This is a genomic window from Fibrobacter sp. UWB1 (genome assembly GCF_002210325.1).
GTDB lineage: Bacteria > Fibrobacterota > Fibrobacteria > Fibrobacterales > Fibrobacteraceae > Fibrobacter.
Genome location: NZ_MWQL01000005.1, coordinates 1 through 22,295, shown reverse-complemented (window position 1 = coordinate 22,295; position 22,295 = coordinate 1). Strand labels below are relative to the sequence as shown.

General features: G+C 48.1%; 17 protein-coding genes, 1 tRNA gene and 2 pseudogenes. 9 read left to right on the top strand and 11 right to left on the bottom strand.

Features of this window, described 5'->3' with window-relative positions; translation table 11 throughout:
• Positions 1-5 precede the first annotated feature (5 nt).
• From orn to lgt, 3 genes are read left to right on the top strand one after another with little or no spacing between them, the layout of a single operon-like run.
• Positions 6-542: an oligoribonuclease gene (gene orn, locus B7988_RS05580; protein ID WP_073322244.1), complete on the top strand. Its 537-nt coding sequence runs from the start codon at positions 6-8 to the stop codon at positions 540-542.
• Between the two features lie 15 nt (positions 543-557).
• Complete coding sequence (locus B7988_RS05575; protein WP_088657154.1) at positions 558-1,907, top strand: penicillin-binding transpeptidase domain-containing protein; 1,350 nt, start codon at positions 558-560, stop codon at positions 1,905-1,907.
• 1 nt (position 1,908) lies between these two features.
• Entirely contained in the window at positions 1,909-2,781 is an 873-nt protein-coding gene (gene lgt, locus B7988_RS05570; RefSeq protein ID WP_088657153.1) for a prolipoprotein diacylglyceryl transferase, read from the top strand.
• A gap of 48 nt (positions 2,782-2,829) precedes the next feature.
• Here lgt and B7988_RS05565 read toward each other — a convergent pair whose 3' ends face one another.
• The 4 genes from B7988_RS05565 to B7988_RS05550 form a co-directional block, all read right to left on the bottom strand.
• Positions 2,830-4,158 carry a TldD/PmbA family protein gene (locus B7988_RS05565; protein ID WP_088657152.1) on the bottom strand — a complete coding sequence of 443 codons (1,329 nt, stop codon included), beginning with the start codon at positions 4,156-4,158 and terminating at the stop codon, positions 2,830-2,832.
• Between the two features lie 155 nt (positions 4,159-4,313).
• Entirely contained in the window at positions 4,314-4,553 is a 240-nt protein-coding gene (locus B7988_RS05560; RefSeq protein WP_088657151.1) for a helix-turn-helix domain-containing protein, read from the bottom strand.
• 9 nt (positions 4,554-4,562) lie between these two features.
• Entirely contained in the window at positions 4,563-6,128 is a 1,566-nt protein-coding gene (locus B7988_RS05555) for a hypothetical protein (RefSeq protein WP_088657150.1), read from the bottom strand.
• A gap of 61 nt (positions 6,129-6,189) precedes the next feature.
• Positions 6,190-6,262: transfer RNA gene (locus B7988_RS05550), tRNA-Arg, on the bottom strand.
• A gap of 44 nt (positions 6,263-6,306) precedes the next feature.
• Here B7988_RS05550 and metG point away from each other — a divergent pair.
• The gene (gene metG / locus B7988_RS05545; protein ID WP_088657149.1) at positions 6,307-8,376 is read left to right on the top strand and encodes a methionine--tRNA ligase; all 2,070 of its coding nucleotides are present in this window, start codon (positions 6,307-6,309) and stop codon (positions 8,374-8,376) included.
• Between the two features lie 127 nt (positions 8,377-8,503).
• Here the strand turns inward: metG and B7988_RS05540 are convergent, their stop codons facing one another.
• From B7988_RS05540 to B7988_RS05525, 4 genes and pseudogenes are all read right to left on the bottom strand, one after another.
• A complete protein-coding gene (locus B7988_RS05540; RefSeq protein WP_072799628.1) occupies positions 8,504-8,959 on the bottom strand; it encodes a V-type ATP synthase subunit K in 456 nt (151 codons plus the stop codon).
• 18 nt (positions 8,960-8,977) lie between these two features.
• Positions 8,978-9,397, bottom strand: a pseudogene (locus B7988_RS05535) (V-type ATP synthase subunit K); the annotation flags it as partial.
• 319 nt (positions 9,398-9,716) lie between these two features.
• Complete coding sequence (locus B7988_RS05530) at positions 9,717-10,202, bottom strand: DUF3368 domain-containing protein (protein WP_073192207.1); 486 nt, start codon at positions 10,200-10,202, stop codon at positions 9,717-9,719.
• Positions 10,199-10,486, bottom strand: a complete 288-nt coding sequence (locus tag B7988_RS05525; RefSeq protein WP_073192209.1) for a UPF0175 family protein — start codon at positions 10,484-10,486, stop codon at positions 10,199-10,201. Before B7988_RS05525 ends, B7988_RS05530 begins: the two co-directional genes overlap by 4 nt.
• Before the next feature lie 273 nt (positions 10,487-10,759).
• On the opposite strand from B7988_RS05525, the gene B7988_RS05520 reads away from it, so the two are divergent.
• Positions 10,760-12,895, top strand: a complete 2,136-nt coding sequence (locus tag B7988_RS05520) for a hypothetical protein (protein WP_088657147.1) — start codon at positions 10,760-10,762, stop codon at positions 12,893-12,895.
• Positions 12,896-13,090: 195 nt separating this feature from the next.
• Here B7988_RS05520 and B7988_RS05515 read toward each other — a convergent pair whose 3' ends face one another.
• From B7988_RS05515 to B7988_RS05505, 3 genes and pseudogenes are all read right to left on the bottom strand, one after another.
• Positions 13,091-13,546, bottom strand: a complete 456-nt coding sequence (locus B7988_RS05515; RefSeq protein ID WP_072799628.1) for a V-type ATP synthase subunit K — start codon at positions 13,544-13,546, stop codon at positions 13,091-13,093.
• A gap of 18 nt (positions 13,547-13,564) precedes the next feature.
• Positions 13,565-13,984 (bottom strand): annotated as a pseudogene (locus B7988_RS05510) (V-type ATP synthase subunit K); the annotation flags it as partial.
• Between the two features lie 148 nt (positions 13,985-14,132).
• Positions 14,133-14,927 (bottom strand): hypothetical protein, encoded by a 795-nt coding sequence (locus B7988_RS05505; protein WP_249268861.1) that lies wholly within the window; start codon positions 14,925-14,927, stop codon positions 14,133-14,135.
• 239 nt (positions 14,928-15,166) lie between these two features.
• Here B7988_RS05505 and B7988_RS05500 point away from each other — a divergent pair, with 239 nt between their 5' ends.
• From B7988_RS05500 to B7988_RS05485, 4 genes are read left to right on the top strand one after another with little or no spacing between them, the layout of a single operon-like run.
• Positions 15,167-18,208, top strand: coding sequence for a carbohydrate binding domain-containing protein (locus B7988_RS05500; RefSeq protein WP_088657145.1), 3,042 nt, complete (start codon positions 15,167-15,169; stop codon positions 18,206-18,208).
• Positions 18,209-18,216: 8 nt separating this feature from the next.
• On the top strand, positions 18,217-19,815 hold the full coding sequence (locus B7988_RS05495) for a hypothetical protein (protein WP_088657144.1): 1,599 nt from the start codon (positions 18,217-18,219) through the stop codon (positions 19,813-19,815).
• Positions 19,812-21,197 (top strand): SUMF1/EgtB/PvdO family nonheme iron enzyme, encoded by a 1,386-nt coding sequence (locus B7988_RS05490; protein WP_170930545.1) that lies wholly within the window; start codon positions 19,812-19,814, stop codon positions 21,195-21,197. The genes B7988_RS05495 and B7988_RS05490 overlap by 4 nt, the downstream gene beginning before the upstream one ends.
• Entirely contained in the window at positions 21,194-21,961 is a 768-nt protein-coding gene (locus B7988_RS05485; RefSeq protein ID WP_088657142.1) for a hypothetical protein, read from the top strand. The genes B7988_RS05490 and B7988_RS05485 overlap by 4 nt, the downstream gene beginning before the upstream one ends.
• Positions 21,962-22,295 lie beyond the last annotated feature (334 nt).

Below are 22,295 nucleotides of genomic sequence, written 5' to 3'. Positions count from 1 at the left end.
CAAGAATTAAAAGTGCACCAAACCTCGTCTGGATGGACCTTGAAATGTCGGGTCTCGAGCCGGAGAGGGACGTCATTCTCGAAATCGCGACAATCGTCACCGACCCGAACTTGAATATTTTGGCCGAAGGGCCCGTCTTGGCGATCCACCAAACCGAAAACGTTTTTGAAGGCATGGACGACTGGAATAAGCGTCACCACACCCAAAGCGGACTCGTGGAACGCTGCCGCAAGTCGACGCTCAGCATGGCCGACGCCGACAAGATGACCCTCGACTTTATCAAGCCCTTCACCACCGAACGCGGAAACGTGCTCTGCGGGAATTCTATTACGCAAGACAGGCGTTTTCTGTACAAGTACATGCCGCTTTTGACCGGCTGGCTGAACTACAGGAACATCGACGTGAGTTCCATCAAGGAACTGACCTTCCGCTGGTACCCGGACTTACCGGAATTCCAGAAGATGGAAAAACACCAGGCCCTGGACGATATCCGCGAAAGCATTGCCGAACTCGAATACTACCGCAAGACGATTTTCAAGTAAAGTTTAAACTTTAAGATGGACTATAACAATTACCTTCCGAAAAAAAGACTCCCCTACGCAGTCAGGATCCGCAACCGAATTATCGTTTTTTCCGTTTTTATGGGACTTTGCGCCCTGTTGGGCACTTGCATTTTTGGCGAGAAAGCCCCCCCGAAACCCGCTGAAGAGGACGAGTATGCAGAAACGGTAGATTCTACTGCCGCCAACGCCGCTCCCCTGCAGACCGAACAGCTTAACGAAACGGGGATTTTCCCCAAGGCCGATTCAGAAGACCTGGTGAACATGCAGGCAACCGTTGCCGCTGCAGTTGTTCCCGAGAACCCCGCCGAAGCAGACGTTATCGACAGCACACACATCAAGGCTCAGAAAGACGTTTTCCTGGCCGAAAAGATTGACAACCTGCTGCGCCGATTCCGCCCCGAACACGCGGTGATACTGATGGTAGATCCCCAGAGTAACGAAATCATTGCCTGGGGCGAACGCCGCAACGATCACGTGCAAGAAAAGCCCGACTACTTTATCAAGAACACCTTCCCCGCAGCATCGCTTGCAAAGACAGTCACCATTTCGGCGGCCATGGAATCAAACCGCTACTCGCTCACGTCGCAAATTCCGATGATTGGTTCTAGCATCCACCTTTACAAGAATCAGTTGCGCGTCAAGGAAGGCTACAAGGGTCCGTTTATTGAACTGCAAGACGCTTACGCCAGGTCCGCGAACCCGCCCATGGGCATTGTGGGCATGAACGTGGGTGCCGAACGCCTGCGCAGCGCCGCCAAGAAACTTGGCTACAACACAAACTTCCCGGGAGCGCTCCCCCCGCGCTCCAACTACGCTCCGCCCGACACCGGTTACGGTCTCGCCGAAGTCAGCAGCGGCTTTACGGAAGCCACCACCTTGACACCGCTCCTTGCGGCAGCACAGGTCCGCGCCATTCTCATGAAAAAGCCGCTCGAAATTCCGTGGGCCGCAAACCTGGACGGTTACGCCCCCAAGAGCCGCATCGCGCTTGATGTAGGCAAGTTCAGCGACAACACCTATTATGGCCTGCGCGAAGCAATGATTCGTACTGTCACGCACGGTACCGCACGTAAAAACATTTCGACCAGGCACATGGCCCGTAAGAACTACGATGCTTTAAACATCGGCGGAAAGACGGGCTCACTCGACGGGCACGACCCCTACGGCCGCTACGAATGGTTCATGGGTTTTGCACAATCTAAAGCAGACCCGAGCAAGGCGGTAGTGCTTGTGATTATGCAGGTGCACGACTTACAAGGTATGCGCTCGCAGCCGGCAACCCAGGTCGCCGGAATGCTGTTTAACTATTGGGCTCACCAATATTTACCCAAGAAAGGAAAGTAAAATGGAACCGACATGGTGGAATCTAATCCCTTCTTATTTTGACGGAACAGCCTTTACACTCGGGAGTTTCCCGGTGCGCTGGTACGGCATCATGTACATTTTCGCCTTCGTGACAGGCTACCTGACGCTGATGCACGTGAACAAGAAAGAAAAGCTGGGCTACACCAAGGACCAGTTCGACAGCCTGTTCACCTGGATTATCGCGGGCATCATCATCGGTGCGCGACTGGGTTACGTGTTCTTCTACAAACCGGGCTACTACCTTGCAAACCCGACCGAAATCATACTGCCCATGACTCACGATGCTCTTGGCTACCACTTTGCCGGAATCTCAGGCATGAGCTACCACGGCGGCATGATTCTCGGAACGATATTCACCTACATTGGCCTGAAGCGCAACAAGATGAAGGTCTGGGAAGGCCTGAACCTTTGCTTCATGCTTGCTCCGCTCGCCTACACTTGGGGACGCTGGGGCAACTTCATTAACGGCGAACTTTTTGGCGAAGTCACCACGAGCGGCATTGGCATGTGGTTTCCGCTCGCCCACGACAGCCCTATCGAAAACCCGATTCTACACCACCCGAGCCAGCTTTACGAAATGCTGTTCGAAGGCATTATCTTGTTCGCAATCTTGTACAACTTAAGGCGCATTCCGCTGTTACGCGACAAGATGCCTTGCCTATACCTGATGGGCTACGGCTTCTTTAGATTCTTCATCGAATTCTTCCGCAGACCCGATGCGCACCTCGGTCGTGTGGACCTGTTCGGCATGAGCCGCGGACAAACGCTTTGCAGCGTCATGTTCCTGACCGGTTTAATCTGGCTAATTGTACTGATTTACAGGCAGAAGAAAGCAGTAGACAGTAGACAATAGACAGTAGGAAGTCTGTTATTAAAAAAGGGTCCCCGTATGGGGACTTTTTTAACAGCTTACCGCAAGCTCACTGATGGCGAGCGCAGGTACCTTCACGCCGGCGAACGGATTGTAGTATTCGTTGCCGACACCGACCACATTCTGGATGATGTCGAAATAGTTGCCCGACAAGGTGACTCCATCAACGGGGTGCTGAATCACGCCATTTTCGCACCAGAAACCGTGGGCTCCGATGCTGAGTTCGCCACTCACGGAACTGCAGCCGGAACCGCCTTCGAGGCGCACCACCAAAAGGCACTTAGGGAACAGTTTCAACAGGTCCGCAGTCGAGGACTCGCCCGCCGGAACAAGCATATTCCAGAATGCGGTAGACATCTTGGAGCCGAAATCGCGGGCGCCATTACCCGTTGTGGTTCGTCCAGCCTTCGCGGCGGTTTCCAGGTTGTAGAGCGCTTCGTTAAAGATACCGTCCTTAACGACTTCTACTCGCCGAGTCAAACTGCCTTCGGAATCAAAATACATCTTGGTGCTAAAGGCTTCGCCTGTTGGATCGCTCCATAGAGAAAGCTTTTCAGAGGCAATTTTCAGCCCCTCTTTACCAGCAAGACGAGAAGTTCCTTTTTGCATGGACTCTGCAATGAACGGAGAAGCATACATGCTCATGAATCGGCCCGAAATGCGTTCCGAGAACACTACCGGAATCTTGCCGCCTTCAATTTTCTTGGCGCCGAAAAGCTCGGTTGCATAGTTTGCGGCCCTGTCTGCAATTTCAGCGACGGTGAACTTGCTCCAGTCGCGCTCGCTTTTGACAAAGTTACCTAGCTTGCTGATACCATCACGCACAGCGACTGCGCCTGCACCCACCGAGACGGAGTTGCCCTTATCGGTATAGAAAAGACCCTTGTGGTTTGCGACAATCGAAAAGTCTCTGTTCAAGTCGGCGCCCAAGTACGGAATATTCTTGATGTCGGCAGAACGCGCAAACGTTTCTTTTTCAAGTTCGATGCAAAAGTCCTTGAGTTCTGCCAGAGTGAGCGATTCCAGTCCTGGATTGTAATTGGGATTCCCTTCCGGAATCTTTGCCGGTGCAGGCAATTCAAAGTTGACCTTCTCGGTCCACTGCGTATGGCAAACGGCATCCTTGATGGTCTGCGCAATCGCTTCCTTCGTCAAGCGTTCCGTATGGGCGTAACCCGGACGGCCATCCTTAATCACGCGAATGCCAAGCCCAACGGAATCCGAAATTTCGGTATTCTGCACTTGGCCCTGAAAAACAGACAAGCCCTCGGAATGGGAATTCGAGGCAATTACATCAAACTGTTCCGCCTCGCCCTTCGCGAGGTCACACATACAATTTACTGCTTCAATAATATTCATAATAAAGGTACGAGCTACGAGGTCGCTCGTTACACTCGCTTTGAGCATTGAGGATAAAAGCCAAAAAACATATAATCAATATATAAATTTAGCCACAACACTGATTTTGTAAGAAAATATTGTAACACATAAACCCCAAAGGGCGAAGCCCGACCTCAAGCCTCACACCTCTTTGCCTTGCTAGCGAGCATGCGCCAGTAGGCAGCGGGGCTACCGGTCACGGATTCAAGCGCTTCGGCGAGTTCGCGAGTAATTTCAACATTTCCCGCAATTAAGCCCTCGAGAGTTTCCATCGAGACGCCGATGCGACGGGCGAATTCCGCCTTGTCCATCTTGAGCCATTCAATCCCTTCTAAAATCGCCTGCCCCGGAGTGGGTGTTCCATGCCTTGCCATAATCAGTTCCTAAAATTCAATCGTTTTCCAGCCTTCGGCGCCAAAGCGAAGGTCGCGTTCCACAAATTCCCAAATTAACAATTTCTTGCCTTTAAGCACGCCGGCCTTACGGGCAAGCTTTTCGCGTACCAAGGTTGATGCGCCGCCATCGCTCACGATAGATGCGACCGGCCGGCTGATATTCTTTGCAAAATGCGCAATCCAACCCGCATTCACAGGAGCATCAGTCTGGTAAATTCGGCTGAAACTGTCGCCGAGAATCAAAATCTTCGACTTGCGGAAATCGTCTTTGAAAGGCGTCTTGACCGTATCGCGGACCACCGTAGAATCCGAAAGCGAATCTGCCGGAGCTTCTTCCGTGCGTTCCGAAATTTCTTGCTGGTAAATCACATGGCCTGTCACCTGTTGCGCCTTGAACACGTTAAACTTGTTAAGGCCGCTCATTTCGCCAATGTCACCCATGCGGTCCGCCAAAGAATCGGACACAACATAATTCATGGATGGTTCCCCGATATTGATTAAGCCAGCCTCAACCATCGCGTTTACCTTTTTCGCTATTTCTCCCGCGGCAAGTTCCGCACCCCTGGGAGTCCAGTGTGTATCGTCGTCCAGATAAAGAGCTCCCAAGCTAGCATCGTCAACCTTCGCGGCAAGGAGCGGCGTATACAGGTCCACCGTATTCAGCCCGAGTTTCGCCAAGGAATCCAGAATCGCCTTGCCATGTCCAGCAAGCTTCAAGCCATCGACGCCGGTCAAACGTTCCGGATAAATACTCGGCTTACCCGGAGTAATTACCACCAGGAGTTCAACGCCCTTCGCCTTGAGCTGTTCGCGGAACTTGAGAATCGCCTGAATCGGGTTATCGAGTTTTGCGCTACGCACATCCAGCGGAGATGGCTGCACCAGGAATTCGACATCTTGACGATAGAAAAGCCAACGGCCCGCCCCGGAACCGAGCACCACCTTTTCGCCCGGATCATTGAAGATATTCCACACCGCAAGTTGGTACTTGGGGCGGAATGCAAGCACGAGCGCATTTTCGTCTTCGACCTTGTTTTCGAACGCACGCAGGTAGCGGCTCGTCCACACGCCATAATGCTTAATGCCACAAAGCGCACGCCAAAGCGAGAATTGCCCAAATTCGGCCACCACCGCCTTCAGCGTTGAATCTACCGCTTTGAAGGTTTCTGGTTCATCTTCAAGGGCAGCCACCAAGGTATCCGCATGTTTCAGCAACTTGTAGTCTGACTCGGCCGTATCCAGTTCAGCATAGCTATTCACCGTAAGCGCAACTGCTTCCAGGTCAGAAAGAGCACTGACCACGCCTTCAAGTGATTCGCCCACTTCGGCACCACCGGCAATCGATTCACGCGCCGCAAACCAGGCTTCGTTCAACTTGGCCGCCGATTCCGCTATCTTGGATTCGCGCGCAAAAGGAGTATAAACAATATCTTTGAAAATATCGAGGCTTACAAAGCGCTTTTCGCCGCGCAAGTCCGCCACCGTCTGCACCGAAAACGGCAGTAGCAACAAAACGGCAAAAACAACAATAAAAGCAATATAAAGTTTCTTCACACTAGAAAAATAAAAATTTCAGCTTAACAAAAAAGGCTGGCAGCCGAAACTGCCAGCGAAATACCCGGATCGCGATTCGAACGCGAGTCTGATCCTTAGGAGGGACCCGTTCTATCCAACTGAACTATCCAGGCGAAATCGGTGGCAAATATAACAAAAAATTTCTACATTTGGAGCCATGAAAAATTTTTACGTTACTACCCCGATTTATTACGTGAATGACGCCCCGCATATTGGGCATTCCTACACCACGGTCTTGGCCGATATTCTCACCCGTTTCCACAAGATCCTGGGCTACCAGACGTTCTTCTTGACCGGTACCGACGAACACGGCCAGAAGGTGCAGCGCGCCGCCGAAAAGCGCGGCGTGACCCCGCAGGAACACGTAGACGAATACTACCACCGCTTCGAAGACCTGTGGAAGAAGATGGGAATCGGTAACGACTTCTTTATCCGCACCACGATGCCTGAACACAAGGCCTTTGTGCAGGAATGCCTCCAGAAACTCTGGGACAAGGGTGAAATCTACTCGAAGGAATACGAAGGTTGGTATTCCGTCGGCGAAGAACGCTTCTTTAGCGAAGACGAACTCGACGAAAACAAGTGCGACCCCATCAGCCACCGCCCGGTGGAATGGCTCAAGGAAAAAAACTACTTCTTCAAGATGGGTTCTTACCAGCAGAAGCTGATTGACTTCCTGGAAAGCCACAAGGACTGGATTGTGCCGGACTACCGCTGGAACGAAATCCGCGGGTTCCTGCGCCAGCCGCTGAACGACCTCTGCATCAGCCGCCCGAAGGCTCGCCTCAGCTGGGGCATTCCGCTGCCGTTCGACACCGACTACGTGACCTACGTGTGGTTCGACGCCCTCCTGAACTACGTGAGCGCCTCCACCGCCTTCCACAAGACTTATGCCGACGGCACGCCGATCTGGCCCGCCACTTACCACCTCATCGGTAAGGACATCTTGACCACCCACAGCGTGTACTGGCCGACGATGCTCATGGCTCTCGACATTCCGCTCCCGCAGCACATCTTGGCACACGGCTGGTGGCTCGTGAACGGCGGCGAAAAGATGAGCAAGTCCGCAGGCAACGTGGTTAACCCCATGGACTACATGGAAAAGTACGGCATCGACGCGTTCCGCTACTTCCTCGCCCGCGAAATGGTGGTGGGCCAGGACGCAAACTTCACCCACGACGCCTTCGTGCGCCGCATCAACAGCGACCTCGCGAACGACCTCGGTAACGTGCTGAACCGCGTGCACCGTCTGGTCATCACGAACTTCGAAGGCAAGCTCCCCGCAGCGACCTCCATCGGCGACGCCGAGAAGGAAGTCATCGAACTTGCGAACAAGGTGATTGCCGAAATCAAGGAAGGCCTGCCGCAGGCCCGCCTCTCCCAGTCCATCGAGACCATCATGCAGCTCGTGCGTAGCATCAACCGCTACCTCGAAGTCAAGGCCCCGTGGAAGCTCGCGAAGGACGAAACCAAGAAGGACGAACTCGCGACCGTACTCTACGTTTCCGCCGAAGCAGTGCGTCTTTCCCTCTGCTTGCTGTGGCCGGTGATTCCCGCCAAGGCAGAAGAAGGCCTCGCCATGATCGGCTGCAAGTTCCAGAGCGCCGACGACCTTGCCTGGGGTATCCTCAAGGGTGGCGAAGCATTCGGCGAAGGCAAGCCGCTCTTCCCGCGTATCGAAGAAGAAGTCAAGCAGCCGCAACAGCAGCCGAAGCCCAAGCAGAACAAGCCGCTGATGGCCGCAGACGTTCCCGCCGCCATGGACATGCGCGTGGCCCAAATCAAGGAAGTGGCCGACCATCCGGACGCCACGAGCCTCTACGTGCTCAAGGTGGACGCCGGCGAAGGCGAACTCCGCACTATATGCAGCGGCCTCAAGAACAGCTACAAGGCCGAAGAACTCCAGGACCGCAAGATTTTGCTGTTCGCAAACCTGAAGCCGAGCGCCCTGCGCGGCATCATGAGCCAGGGCATGCTCTTTGCGGGCGACCTCGACAACGAAGCACACACTTGCCGCCTCGTCTCCGTGCCTGAAGACGCAAAGCCCGGTGACCGCGCCCTGTTCAAGGGTGTCGCTCCCAGCGAACCGCGTGAACTGAAGGTCAAGGACTTCGAGAAAATTGCGCTCTCCGTGAAGGGTGGCGCGGTGTTCTGCGACGCCCTCGCGCTCGAAGTGAACGGGAAGCCGGTGACCTGCGACGTGGCAGATGGCAACGGCGTGCATTAATCAAAAATTAAAGCAAACTTAAAAAAGACGGGTGATTGAACATCACTCGTCTTTTTACATAGGAGATTCCGGCTCGGAGGCCGGAATGACATATCGTGCGGCCCTTCGACAGGCTCAGGGACCTTCCTTACGACACCAGCATCATCGAGAACACCATGACGAACAGTGCGACGGTTTCGCCGACGCCGAGCACCATCAGGTAGTTCACGAGGCCCTTGCCGGTTTCGCCGAGGGCGTTGCAGGCGTCCGCAGCGGACTTGCCCACGTACCAGGCAGAGGCCATCATGCCGATGCCACCGAAGATGCCCACACCCAAGTATGCAGCCCAGTTGGCAGGGGCCGCCTGGGACTTGTTCAGGATGTACATCATCAGGAGCATGCCGTAGATTGTCTGCGCAATGGGCGCGCCCACGAAGATGAGCAGCGTAAACAGCGCGTTCTTACCCTTGAGATACGCCTTCTTCCAGGCCCCGATGGCCGCCATGCCGGCAGTCCCGCAGCCCAGCGCAGAACCCACCGCGGCAAGGCCCAGGGCCGCCACCGCGCCGAGTTTCGCGAGCGTTAAAAGTTGAGCTTGATCCATACGTGTTACCTCGCTGGATTAGAGCACCATCATGGAGAACACGAGAACGAACAGGGCCACGGTTTCCACAATACCGAGCACCATCAGGTAGTTCACCATGCCCTTGCCGGTTTCGCCGAGGGCGTCAGCAGCGACTGCAGCAGCCTTACCCTGGAACCAAGCAGAAGCCATCATGCCAAGCCCGCCGAAGATACCGGCGCCGAGGCAGCCGCCCCAGTTGGTAAAGCCGCTTTCAGCAGCCTTGCTCAAGATGAAGTTCATGAGCAACATGCCATAAATCGTCTGGGAAATCGGGGCACCCACGAACACCAGCAAGGTGAAGAGGGCCGACTTGCCCTGGGCATAAGCCTTCTTCCACATGGTGATGGCGGACATACCAGCCGTTCCGCAACCAAGGGCGGAGCCCATTGCCGCAATGCCGAGAGCGGCTGCAGCACCCCTTTAATGACCGAACAACCTTTGGTTGTTCTCTCGCCAGCACGACTCGCTTACGCTGAGTCGCTTTCTGGCTCACGGTAGCGAGAGTAACCATTGTATTCGGTTCCATTGTTTTTTGTAGCTGGATTTAGGCGTTCCCCAGCCCTAAGATCCCTGAACCTGCCGAAGGGTGGGCTGGGTCGGGCTATATTCTGGGGGCAATCGGCTGCGCTTACGCTTGCCGCTCACCTCCCAGAACCAAGCCTCTCTTCGCGAGTCTCGGCCCCAAGGGGTCACTATCCCTAACGCAAATACGGCAGGAACCGCCTTTCATTCATATTTATAGAGATTCGAGCAACTTCTTGAAAAGTCGCTCGCCAATATGCCGGCCGCTGGAACGCAGGATTTCCACTGCCTCACGGATTTCATCGGCAGAAAGGAACCCTTCTTTGTAGGCAGCACTAAAAATGCCAATCGTTCCCATTATGTTGAAACCGATGGACTTTGCGACATGTCTCGCGCGTATCTCGTCCACGAGCAACAGGTCGGCTTTCAACCTGTCGGTAAGGACTAGCGCCTCGCTCTCGCCAAGGTCAAGCCCAGTTGTTCTCCTAAAAAGGGACACTTCTTGTGGGTTGACATCCTGAATCCTGATGAATTCGCATTCCTGGATTTCGGACGCCTCTTCCGCAAAATCAGGGTTGGCAGTCAGTTCGTCGAAAACGCCCTGCGGAATATGGACTGCCCCAAAAAGGCTTTCCAGCAAATCAAGGCGTCGAATTTTTAGGAGGGAAATTAGCGGCGTGGTATCGGAGACGACAATCATACCTGTGCGGCCTCTTTGGCTTTCAGGCGTTCATAAGTCGCCACATCCTCTTCCACCTCGCTCCAATCCATGTCGAAATAGGCAAAACCCTCTTTGGCGTAAAGTTCAATAAGTTGCCACTTCGTGATACCGAGGATTTCTGCGGCACGACCATGCGAAATGGTCTCGTTCTTCACGAACGGATGCAACAACAAGGCCAACTGGACAAGTTCGCCATCTGGCTTCGTAGCAATATACGGTTCCATAGCCACGGGAACCTTAAGCTGCACTGTTGTCATTTCCATAGGGGCCTCCACCATCAATATATATTTTTTTTACGGGAAAGGCAAGCCTAACTCATGGCACCTTGGCTATTGCAAAAAGTTTTATTTTGAATAAATACTTAATAAGAAATATTATTTCTGCTAAATAATTTCAGCATTTCAACCATGCTGTTAGAATGGTCTTTTGAGTATTAAACCTGAAATAACCGCAGAAAGCCCCAAAATGTATCGTTTTCTTTGCAAAGCCGACTGCGATAATATATATTTAGGAATAATCTTTCCAAGGAGCCGCCTATGACCACCCAGACCCGCCCCTCCTGTTTCCGCCGTTTTTCGGCTTTCAAGGCAATCATTCTCTGCCTGCTGGCAGGGCTATTCAGCACGGCTTTTGCCGAAGATTGGGATGGCTCTACATCAAAACCATCTTCCAAAGAAATAGATGGCGTTGAATATTACGTTATCACAAGTCCGAGTGAACTTGCTTGGTTTGCGTATCAGGTGAATGAAAAAGGTGAAAGTAAGATAAATGCGATTCTTGGGAATGACATCCATTTTATGGACAATGATTCTCTAACTAGCCAAATTTCATCATCAACCATTGGAGCTTCTAATTCAAGTGTATACGACGGCATTTTTGATGGAGCAGGTTTTACAATCTTTGGGTTGTTCTCCAATGGCGCAATATTTGGTTATACAGGTGAAAATTTTATCCTCAGGAATTTTTCTGTAAAGAAAAGTAATGTTGTTACATGGGTTGCATTAAACTATGGAGTGATTGAAAATTCTATTGAAGAGAATGATGGTGCGAAACAAATTGCTGGTTTTGCATATACAAATTATGGTTCCATAAAAAATTGTTTTGCAAAAAATTTTGGCATAGCATTTATAAATAGAGGCTTGATAGAAAAATGTAATAGTACGGGAACAATTGGAGCCTATTATTCTAGTGGCTATTCAGGTGGTGCGTTTAATGAAATAAAACAAGCCGCTAATAGGGCAGGCATTGTTATAAATAATTATGGGAAAGTAAAAAATTGCACTTTTGAACCAATAAATAAGGTGGTTGTAACTAATGGGTATTTTGGTGGAATTTCCGTATATTCAGGAAAAAATGGTATTGTAGAAAACTGTCTGTTTAATGGGAAAATAAAATTACAGAACAAAGAATCAAGTCCCATTCATATGGTTTTTGGTGGAATTGTCGCAAGTACTAGTGAAAATACCCAAATTCTCAATAGTATCGCTTTTGTTGAATCGCTAATTGTAAATGGTGTTGGCGATGGGAGTATAGGAGGGATCGTAGGGGATATGGATGGTTATACTTCTGGTTCTGCAGATCTAGGTGGAATTGTTTCTGGTTCGTATGCAAACATACAAATAGATTCGCTCGTTTCACCCAATAATAGTAATAGCGGAACCTATTATAATGTTTATGTTGGTGGAATTGCTGGTGAAGCAAATCTATGTGATTTGAATAATTCTCGATCGAACCTAATCATAGGAGAAGGAGTAAATATTGGAAGTAAAAATTTCTTCTACGCATCATCTCTTGTGGCTAGTATACAGGGCGCGTCTTATAACAATTCTCAAATAAGTGCTTCGTATGGAGTTCTAAAAACTAAAAAAATTGCAAAAAATCACAGGTATGGTGGTGTTACTTTTGAAGCGTCATATAGCCGTTTAAGCAATGTTTACTATGACAAAGCCATTTCTACCCCTGACACAATGCACGCTGTTGGAAAACTTGATGGAAATTCAACACAGACAAATGTCCTTGGCAAAACGACCGCGGTCATGCAGTCGCCCGCCTTCGTTGAAACGCTTAACACAAATGCCGGTCTTGACGATGACAGTGGCGTCTGGCAATATTGCGAAGGGAATTATCCCATTCTTGTAAGCGAAGGCACCTGCGAAGAGTTCTACTCAAAATATGGATTGTTAAGTAGTTCTAGTGCTGAATCTTCTAGTTCAGCTACTGTTGAATCTTGTAGTTCCTATGTCGAATCCAGTTCGTCGGAAATTGAATCCAGTAGCAGTTCCGAGATTGCTTCGAACTCTTCGAGTTCTCTGGGTGACGAGGTAAGTTCTTCAAGCATGATCGCGTCTTCGTCATCGGAGGCGGAAAGCAGTTCTTCCGCGAAGTCTTCTTCCTCTGCGAAATCGTCATCTTCGTCGAAGGCAAATAGCAGTTCCTCAAAGGGGACGGATATTGTTTGGAATACTGTTCAGCCTATGTTCAACCTCTCAGTAAACGGCATGACGCTCACGCTTTCTAACACGCAGGGTGGCGTTGTCCGCATCTTTGATGCTCTCGGTCATATGGTTGCTGCCAAGCCAATTGCCAGTGCAACGATGAGTATCACCCTGCAAATTCCGGGCAACTACATCGTCCGAATGAATGGAATAAGCCGTAGCGTGACGCTCAAGTAAGCCTTATTACCTCATAATGTAATTATTGAGGCATTCTTGTATTGCTAAATAATTTAAACTACCCAAATTTTCGGATAGTCAAGTCATAGTAAACAAAAAGACGGGTGATTGAATATCACTCGTCTTTTTGTAATAGGAGATCCTTCGACTGAGTTTACCCCGGACTTATTCCGGGGCTCAGGATGACACTTTGTCCTACGACACGAGCATCATGGAGAACACCATGACGAACAGCGCGACGGTTTCGCCGACGCCCAAGACCATCAGGTAGTTCACCAGGCCCTTGCCGGTTTCGCCGAGGGCGTTGCAGGCGTCCGCAGCGGACTTGCCCACATACCAGGCAGAGGCCATCATGCCGATGCCACCGAAGATGCCGACACCCAGGTATGCAGCCCAGTTGGCCGGAGCCGCCTGGGACTTGTTCAGGATGTACATCATCAGCAACATGCCGTAGATTGTCTGCGCAATCGGCGCGCCCACGAAGATGAGCAGCGTAAACAGCGCGTTCTTACCCTTGAGATACGCCTTCTTCCAGGCCCCGATGGCCGCCATGCCGGCAGTCCCGCAGCCCAGCGCAGAACCCACCGCGGCAAGGCCCAGGGCCGCCACCGCGCCGAGTTTCGCGAGCGTTAAAAGTTGAGCTTGATCCATACGTGTTACCTCGCTGGATTAAAGCACCATCATGGAGAACACGAGAACGAACAGGGCCACGGTTTCCACGATACCGAGCACCATCAGGTAGTTCACCATGCCCTTGCCGGTTTCACCGAGGGCGTCGCAAGCCACGGCCGCGGACTTGCCCTGGTACCAGGCAGAAGCCATCATGCCAAGCCCGCCGAAGATACCGGCGCCGAGGCAGCCGCCCCAGTTGGTAAAGCCGCTTTCAGCAGCCTTGCTCAAGATGAAGTTCATGAGCAACATGCCATAAATCGTCTGGGAAATCGGGGCACCCACGAACACCAGCAAGGTGAAGAGGGCCGACTTGCCCTGGGCATAAGCCTTCTTCCACATGGTGATGGCGGACATACCAGCCGTTCCGCAACCAAGGGCGGAGCCCATTGCCGCAATGCCGAGAGCGGCTGCAGCACCCCTTTAATGACCGAACAACCTTTGGTTGTTCTCTCGCCAGCACGACTCGCTTACGCTGAGTCGCTTTCTGGCTCACGGTAGCGAGAGTAACCATTGTATTCGGTTCCATTGTTTTTTCCTCATTAAGTAGCGGGAATTATCCCTTGGTTTAATTTTTTTGCTTGGCGAAGGGGGCGAAGGCGAATCCGCTCCATTCCTGGCCAAGTCCATTTGAAAATTCGAGTGTATTCAGACGTACCGCGTGGACCGCGACGCCCATGACCGCAAGCGCGATGTTCAGACCGTGCACAAAGAGCAGCAGGAAGGCAGCACCGGCGATACCGACAGCGGAGCCGAACAGCGGCGAGAGCATGTCGTTGAACGCCTCGGCGATGGCCGCACCGGACATGCCCACAGCGAACAGACGGATGTAACTGATCACGTCGGTAAAGCTGTTCACCACGTCGAGCACGAGCATCGGGATGCTGATGAAGTCCTGCTTGAGCCTCTTGGGCGGAACGGTAAAGAGCACCAGAAGAACGGCTTCCACGATAAACATCGGGATGACGAACTTCGGCATATCGATACCGAGCACCATCTGGCACGCAAGGAAGAACATCACCCAGCAGCCGATAAGCCAGCCCACCTGCGCCATGAACGTGGAGTCCTTGCGCTTGATGCGCACGCAGACGTTCCACACGTGAGCGATACTCAGGTGGACCACGGCGATGCAGAAGCAGAACAGCTGGATATGCTGCATCTGGGAGGCACCTGCTGCCTTCGGCACGAAGCTTTCGGGCAAGATAGTGATCGACTGGGCGAAGGCCTTGTAGGCTTCGAACTTCGCCGGGTCAGTCGGGGCGCTGGTGCGGATCCAGAGCATCGCGTTCTTCAGCGGTTCAGGCAACCAGCCGTAGTTGGTGATGTCCAGGTAATACGTCTTCTTTATTTGGGCGTTCCCCACACTGTCGTGTGGGTCGGGCTATATTCTGGGGGCAATCGGCTTCGCTTACGCTTGCCGCTCACCTCCCAGAACCAAGCCCCGCTGCGCGGGTCTTGTCCCCAAGGGGTCACTATCCCTAACGCGATTGCAACAGTTAACAACATATTTAAAGAATTGATACGAAAAAATTACCAAATACATTGACAACATGTTAAAATATTGCTACGTTGTTGTTTCCTTGAAAACAACAAGAGGAAAACTTGAAACAGTTACATTCTTATATTTTTGCCATTCTTTGTCTATTAGGGCTAGATAGCGCTTTCGCCCTCGATTTCCCGTATTCCGAGTGGAATCTTGCAAATTATAATGGAGCCTACGCAACTTTCAATAACGGATTTGTCTCTGTAGCCAATGGTGGCTCTGATTACTGGCATGTTCAACTGACCCGCAGCAATATTGAATTACAGGCTGGTAAGACATACGAAGTCAAATTTTACCTACAGGGTGTTAGTGCTCGTCGCTATGTAGAAGTCCGAATCGGGCGCGATGGTTTCCCTTACGATGCCTTTGCCGAATTTGGTGAAGTTGCGGCGACCGTAAACGGACGAACTGTAACAAGGACTTTTACGATGCAGTCGGGCAATGTAAGCAACTCCCGATTTGAATTCAATCTTGGTAAAAATTCCGGGACGGTTTATCTTTCCGATGTCAGCCTGAATTGCCTTGACTGCGGCTCAAGCCAAAATATAGGCGGAAATAATTCTTATGCAACATCGGCAGGCGATTGGGGTTATGTGGTTGTTGCCGATATGGTCGATTTCCGTGACAATTCCATGTCCTTGGGCGATGTATTCGGTCAAAATCTTGAACTGGGGGTGGATTCCAAGATTTACGGTAATGTTGATGCTTCGAACCATTGTTTCTTGCGTGAACGGGCGAATATCAGCGGTGATTTGCGTTATACTAGCCAATGCGAGGAACAGAACGGAGTTGTCGCCAAAACAAAGAGCGAAGCGACGCTTTCAAAACCTGTTGTCGGCATTCCGAACATCGTTGCAGGGATAACTCCAATTTCTGTTGGACTTGACCAGAATGTTACGGTATCGCCGAGTAATTACGGAGCGTTCTACGCCAATGCAAGATCCAAGGTCCATTTGTCATCGGGTTCTTATACATTTCAAAATATCTTTACGGAACCTGATGCCGAGTTTACATTTGACTTGACTTCCGGCCCGATTACAATAAATGTCTTGGGAAATGTCCGCTTTGGCGACCGAAACACGTTCTCCATTACGGGCGGAAACCCCAGCGAAATCTTGTGGAATGTCGCCGGTGAAAATGTCGATATGGGAACGGACGGCCTGTATTTTGGAAAGGTTGTCGCTCCGTCCGCATTCGTTCGTATTCCGTCGCGTTCGCACCTTGTCGGTGCCGTGTATGCCAACAAATTCCAGATAGAACCGCAATCTACGGTTTCTCAGGAACCCCGAGCGTCCGAAATCTCCCACAGTGAGGAACATTTCGGACCGTTCTTTGAGCCTGGAGTGTTCCGCTATGTTTCACAGTTGCCGCTTTCCGCGTCTGCTATCGAAATGTTTGTCTATGTGGATAACGCCCAATTCAAGGTGAACGGCGAAACATCGACAACAGTCGAACTTCCGTCTTCTAATGTAACCGCAAACATATCGCTGACCAGGAACATGATTTCGGGCTTCCCCGCCGAAGCGTTCAGTAGCAGTTATGTATTCAACTTTACCAAGAGTGCAAACTACCGCATCTATTGGAATCCGCAAACCCAGTGCAAGCAGGGCTGTGACGGCACAACCGCAGCGACTGCTGTGGGAGATTTTGCGACCGTTCTCGAAACAGCCAAGGCAACAGGCCGCGAAATCAACATGGCGGGTGGCGTTTGGAATGTGACCGACAACTTTACTGACGGAGTAGTTCCCTGGAAAGTCGGTTTTGAACTGAAAGGCAATACGGAAAATCTTTGGGACCTGACTTCCGAAAACGATCTTCCGCTAATCAATCTTGGTAATGTAGCACACATAGAGATTGAAGGCCGCTCGCCTCGTTCGTTTACGGGATTGCGTATCGCAAACGGTTTTAACGCAGAAAATGGCGGAGCGATAGGTTCTTCTAGCCAAAGAATCGGTTTGAAAAATATCATTATATCTTCTTCGAAATCGAATGGTAACGGCGGAGCCTTGTTCGCAACAGATACGCTGAATTTTGAAAACGTTCGTCTGTCGAATAACATGGCAAACGGTAACGGTGGTGCGGTTGTTGCAAACGGAAAAACGAATATGCTCAATGTTCTGTTCCTGAGCAACAATTCTGCCATGAACGGTGGTGCGGTTGATTTGTCAAATGCCGACACCTATATTGGCAATGCAATCTTCTATGGAAACCATGCCGGGCTTGCGGGAGGCGCGTTATTCAATGAAAGCTCCGTCCTTAACATGTGGAACGCTACTTTCTTTGCGAATGATGCTACGACGGCAAATGGTGCTGTGGGTGGCATTGCGAATGGAACTATTGGAAATAGCATTTTCTGGAAGAATACTGTTTTGGGATGTAATTCGGGAGATTGTTCTTCGGAAGTTGTTGCGGGCTATACAGCGATGAATTCTTCGTTTACAAATGGTTATGTCGGAACGAATATTTATGTTGGTGACCCGAAATTCATTGATGAAAGTAATCCTGCTGGCGATAATATGTATATGAGCTATGCAGCGGGAGTCAACCTTTCTGAAGAGTCGCCTTTGTTAAAGTTTGGCGTAAAAAATGATAATGTCCCAGAAGAAGACCTTCTTGGCGGAGATCGCAATGGAAATGATATTCAGCTTGGTGCCTACTCGTATGTTTTAATGGCGGGGGAATATGTTTTTGGAAGATTGCAGTTAGATGAGACTGTAAAGGTTGTCGTCCCTGCCATTCCGGTTATAGACAAAATTCCTGATGCTTGGTATCGTCAGTATATAGCAAAAAGTAAACTAGCTCGAACTATAAAAACTCGAATAAAAAAACATGACAAAACTAAAGTTAGTTCGGCAACAGTTGAAATTACGTTGTTGGATAAAAATGGGAAAAGGTATGATAAAGTTCCTGCAGTGAATGTCGAATTCTATCGAAATGGAGAAGAAAACGGAAAGTATGTGTTCCAATCTATGACGTTAGACAAAGGAAAGCCTATTATATTCTCGTATAATGAATCTGATGTTAAAGCGTATGATGATGCAATAATTCTTTGTATTAAAGATGCTTCTGATAAATTTCGCTTAAAAATTGTAAAATATTGAGGTCGGATATGAAATATTTTTATTTATGTTTGGTTGTGTTTTTTGTTTTTGGATGTAGCGAGTCTGATAAACAACAGGTAATAGATGTTTTGCCTTTAGGCGGAGTGCCTGATGATGACTATGCAGGAGGTTATTCCGATGGCTCTTTTGATATTCCACATAACCCCTATTCTGGTTCGATTAAGGGATACAGGTGGGACGATCCGAAATTAGGAATAGCTTTTAGGGAACCTGATGATTATCCATATGGATTTGATCGCTCTACAAAAGCGGATGTTTCTCCTGAACAGGACCGATTTGTCTATATATCAACAAAAAACGGAGAAAGTGCTTTTTTTGAACCTGTATTATATTCAAGTTCATCCTCCGAAACTGCTTTTGATTCGTATAAACTAGTAAATGATTTGGACGGAGTTGAATATCCTGTTGAATATGGTCACTATGTGTATATTCCAAAAGGGGATTATTCTTTGCTTGGTTTTAATGGTATAGAATGGGTTGATTTGGATAAGCATATTAAAGTTTTGTCGTACGCTCCCAAAACCAAGCAAATCTATTATGTTCAACTTGATGGAGACGGCTGGAACACTGCTGATGACGAATTTAGCTTTACCAAAGGTCGGGTTGAAAAGGCTTTTCGTGATGTGTATGGTCAAGTTATTATGGAACCAGACATAATACAAAGGGATCCAACATTCTATAATAAGCCTGATGTTGGTTTGGATTTGTCGAAAATTTTACAAATTAATATGATTAGTCCAAATCAATTAATTCTGAGTTATGTTAATAATATAGCAAGATCAAATTTGTTGTCGCAAGTGTCTGGAAAGGATGTCAAAAAAATAGATGTTGATGTGTTGACGGAAAGGCATGTTGTCATTGCAGTGAACAAGGCGATGAAATATTGGCCACTTGAATCAATATATGGCTCTTCGGGTGACTTGGCAAATTTGAAAAAACATCGTTTTAAACCTGAAGAAGAGCCTGCGGGAACAACTTATGCGATTCAGTCCATTGGCGAATGCGAAGATGGCGTAGGCGAAAAAGGAATTGGGGTGACAATACGAAGAATTGTTTCTGATGATCATACTGTTCAGTATTATGCATATCATAACGGAAAAAAAGTTTCTTTTGGCCCATGTGATTATCTCTATACAACCAATGGTATTCCCGTTATTCCATATGAAGATCCGACTACTTTGGCAGTAAGTAGCCGCTTCCAAAAGGATGGGTTTGTACTTGGTTCCATTGTTTGGGTTCCTCGAGGAACGAGTGAATCTAGTATGTATACAATGATGCATGAGTTGGGACATTCTTTTGGATTGACGGATGTCTCTCATGGTGATGAGAAAAATTATGTGACTAAGGAAAAGAACGTTATGACATGGCAGGCTCCATCAGGGAAAAAACTTCGCTATAGGCCACAACAAGTTGTTTATACAGGAGGAACGCCCGATGTGAAGGAATGCATTATTGATGATGTGTTTGAAAACCAATGGTCGTGTTTGCGTGATGAATGCGATTCTTATGAACATTGGCAGAGCGAAAACTTGATAAGAAAATATTGGGATAATATTGGCGTTGAAAAATGCGGGGAAAAACCATGAAAATTAATAAAATTATTTTATTTCTTGCCGGATTCACTTTCTGCGGGGCTTCCGAATACTTTATGTATGATGCAAGGGGGGTGTTGCTGAAAAAGATTGAGTCTAATGATCTAAAAAATGATTTATCTTTTTTGAAAACGAAAACTCCGATTTTAATACAAAAAAAATCAAATAAGCAAAAAGTTGGTTCTTTTTCAGAATATTCGATTATGTTCAATATGAATCGGGATTCTGTGTGGATTGAATCTGAAAAAAATGAAGTTTTAAAATTATGCTTTGAAAATAGCAGAATAATAAGTATTGAGACGGCGTTGCCGAGTGAAATCTTAAATAATTCCTGCGTCTCACTTCGTTCTCCTTCAAATAATACTGTTGCAAAATTAATAATCAATGACCACTTAAATAATACGAAATATGTTAATATTGCAGTTGGAATGAAACATTTTGTTTTTCAAAATGAGAATGTGAAGCTTGGCTTTAATGGGGGGGGGTATTCATTGAAAAATAAAAGTTTTGATGATTCCGAAAATAATAGAGTTTATCCAGATCCTGAAAAGTTAGTGAAGCTTAATGCGGAATATTTAGTTGATAAATATTCTATTACTAATTGTGAATTTTTACAATATATGGGAAATGAAATGAATTTGAAAGATTCTTTTGAAAATGAACAAAAAAATAATATTGTAAAAATGTGGAATAGTCGAATCAATCGATTGAATGAAACTAAATGCGAAACTAATGATTCGGCCGCCAATGTTGTTTATTTATACCAAGCGTTGGTTTATGCAAATCAACGCAGTCTTGCTGAGGATCTTGAACCGTATTATATTTTTGAAAAAACTGATGCGAAACAATCTTTACTATATCCGGACTCCTCGTTTACTGTGGTTAACTCAGAAAAAAAAGAATTAGGAGACCATTGGATTAAAGTGTCGGTGAATCCAAAGTCAAATGGTTATCGTTTGCCCTATTATGATGAATGGATGTTCTTGGCTCGTGGTGGACTTACTGATGGGCAAGCTGTTTGGGGTGATTCAAGTAAAAATTTGAGTGACGCTTTAGCGTATGCGTGGTTTGGGGACTCGACATCGTACAAAATGCATCGTTCAAAACCAGTGGGATTGCTTAATCCAAATGGTTACGAACTATATGATGTTTTTGGTTTGGTGAATGAATTTGTTCTTTTCCCTGGGAAAAATCCGTTTGAGAGCCTTCATAACACGCCATCTTGTTTAAAAGGCGGTGATTTTAGGACACGTCTGCATCATTCATATAATGAAATTTATATTGAACCTTATTGGAAATGGGTCAATTATGGTTATTCAAAAATAAACTATGGGAGTTCAATAGGGGGGGTTCGTCTTGTGAGGAAATTAAAATGAATAGTTTCTTTTTAAGTTGTATTCTTTTTTCTCTTTTTTTTCTTTATTCATGCTCTTTTGATGATTCTTATAATGAGTCGTCTTTTGAAAGTGTAGTCGTTGATGAATACAACGAAGAAAGTTCTAACGATTTGTTAATCAAGTGGAAAAATGCAAGACGAATTGATGCGAATACTTATGTAAGTTTTTTAAGTCCTAATTCAAAAAATACGATTGACACCATAACTTTTCCTCTGGGAGAAAATTCATGTTATTCTGCATCGTGTTTCTTAGGAGACGATTCTTTCTATTGTGCTAAAATTGGTGATGATGAGTATAATCCACTCGTGACGGACTTTGCTTTAGATTATGACACCTTGTTTTTAAATTACAGAGAACGAAAAAAAATGGATTATTTGCCATATCAGAAAATTCCACAAATAAATTTTAGTATTTTACGACGAGTCTTAGAAAAAATATCAACTGATAACATTGGTGCACTGACGGATACTATTGTTTCTGCATATAAATTAAAAGCCAAAAATATTGTGCAAGGTGTTGATTTTGTTTATAGAATTCCGCTTGAGAAAGCTGAGACGAACCAAACGGTAAATTCATGTGCTGCTGTGGCTGAATATCCACAGCCTGTAAAAAGATTCCGATATCAGTTATTTCGTGATGAAAAAAAAGTTTTGCCGAGAGATACCATAATTAAATGGACCCTGATTTATACGGATCAGTATGGAAGAAGCGATTCTCTTGACATAAAAACAAAGTTCTATTAATTTCTTGATTAAGCAAAGACCCCGGCATAGGATTGCCGAGGTCTTTAAGTTTTCTCGCAGACGGCATTCATCACTGTCTACCGCTTACTTCCTACTTGCGGTAGCTCTCCATCGCTTCCACATCCACGCTCTTCACGAAGTTGTAGTGCTTGGCGACTTCTGACATGGCGCAGTAGGGGCAGTTGGATTTTCCTGTCGTTTGAGCCTGGCTGTTTGCGTCGCATAGACGCTTTTCTTGGTAGTGTCATCAAACACGCGGATGTTCACCGCTCACCTCCCAGAACCAAGCCCCGCTGCGCGGGTCTTGTCCCCAAGGGGTCACTATCCCTAACGC

What these genes read in the sequence shown, in the direction of transcription:
- B7988_RS05575 (WP_088657154.1), top strand. Translation starts at nt 558, where the DNA reads ATGGACTATAACAATTACCTTCCGAAAAAAAGACTCCCCTACGCAGTC.
- lgt (WP_088657153.1), top strand. Translation starts at nt 1,909, where the DNA reads ATGGAACCGACATGGTGGAATCTAATCCCTTCTTATTTTGACGGAACA.
- B7988_RS05565 (WP_088657152.1), bottom strand. Translation starts at nt 4,158, where the DNA reads ATGAATATTATTGAAGCAGTAAATTGTATGTGTGACCTCGCGAAGGGC.
- B7988_RS05560 (WP_088657151.1), bottom strand. Translation starts at nt 4,553, where the DNA reads ATGGCAAGGCATGGAACACCCACTCCGGGGCAGGCGATTTTAGAAGGG.
- metG (WP_088657149.1), top strand. Translation starts at nt 6,307, where the DNA reads ATGAAAAATTTTTACGTTACTACCCCGATTTATTACGTGAATGACGCC.
- B7988_RS05540 (WP_072799628.1), bottom strand. Translation starts at nt 8,959, where the DNA reads ATGGATCAAGCTCAACTTTTAACGCTCGCGAAACTCGGCGCGGTGGCG.
- B7988_RS05530 (WP_073192207.1), bottom strand. Translation starts at nt 10,202, where the DNA reads ATGATTGTCGTCTCCGATACCACGCCGCTAATTTCCCTCCTAAAAATT.
- B7988_RS05525 (WP_073192209.1), bottom strand. Translation starts at nt 10,486, where the DNA reads ATGGAAATGACAACAGTGCAGCTTAAGGTTCCCGTGGCTATGGAACCG.
- B7988_RS05520 (WP_088657147.1), top strand. Translation starts at nt 10,760, where the DNA reads ATGACCACCCAGACCCGCCCCTCCTGTTTCCGCCGTTTTTCGGCTTTC.
- B7988_RS05515 (WP_072799628.1), bottom strand. Translation starts at nt 13,546, where the DNA reads ATGGATCAAGCTCAACTTTTAACGCTCGCGAAACTCGGCGCGGTGGCG.
- B7988_RS05495 (WP_088657144.1), top strand. Translation starts at nt 18,217, where the DNA reads ATGAAATATTTTTATTTATGTTTGGTTGTGTTTTTTGTTTTTGGATGT.
- B7988_RS05490 (WP_170930545.1), top strand. Translation starts at nt 19,812, where the DNA reads ATGAAAATTAATAAAATTATTTTATTTCTTGCCGGATTCACTTTCTGC.
- B7988_RS05485 (WP_088657142.1), top strand. Translation starts at nt 21,194, where the DNA reads ATGAATAGTTTCTTTTTAAGTTGTATTCTTTTTTCTCTTTTTTTTCTT.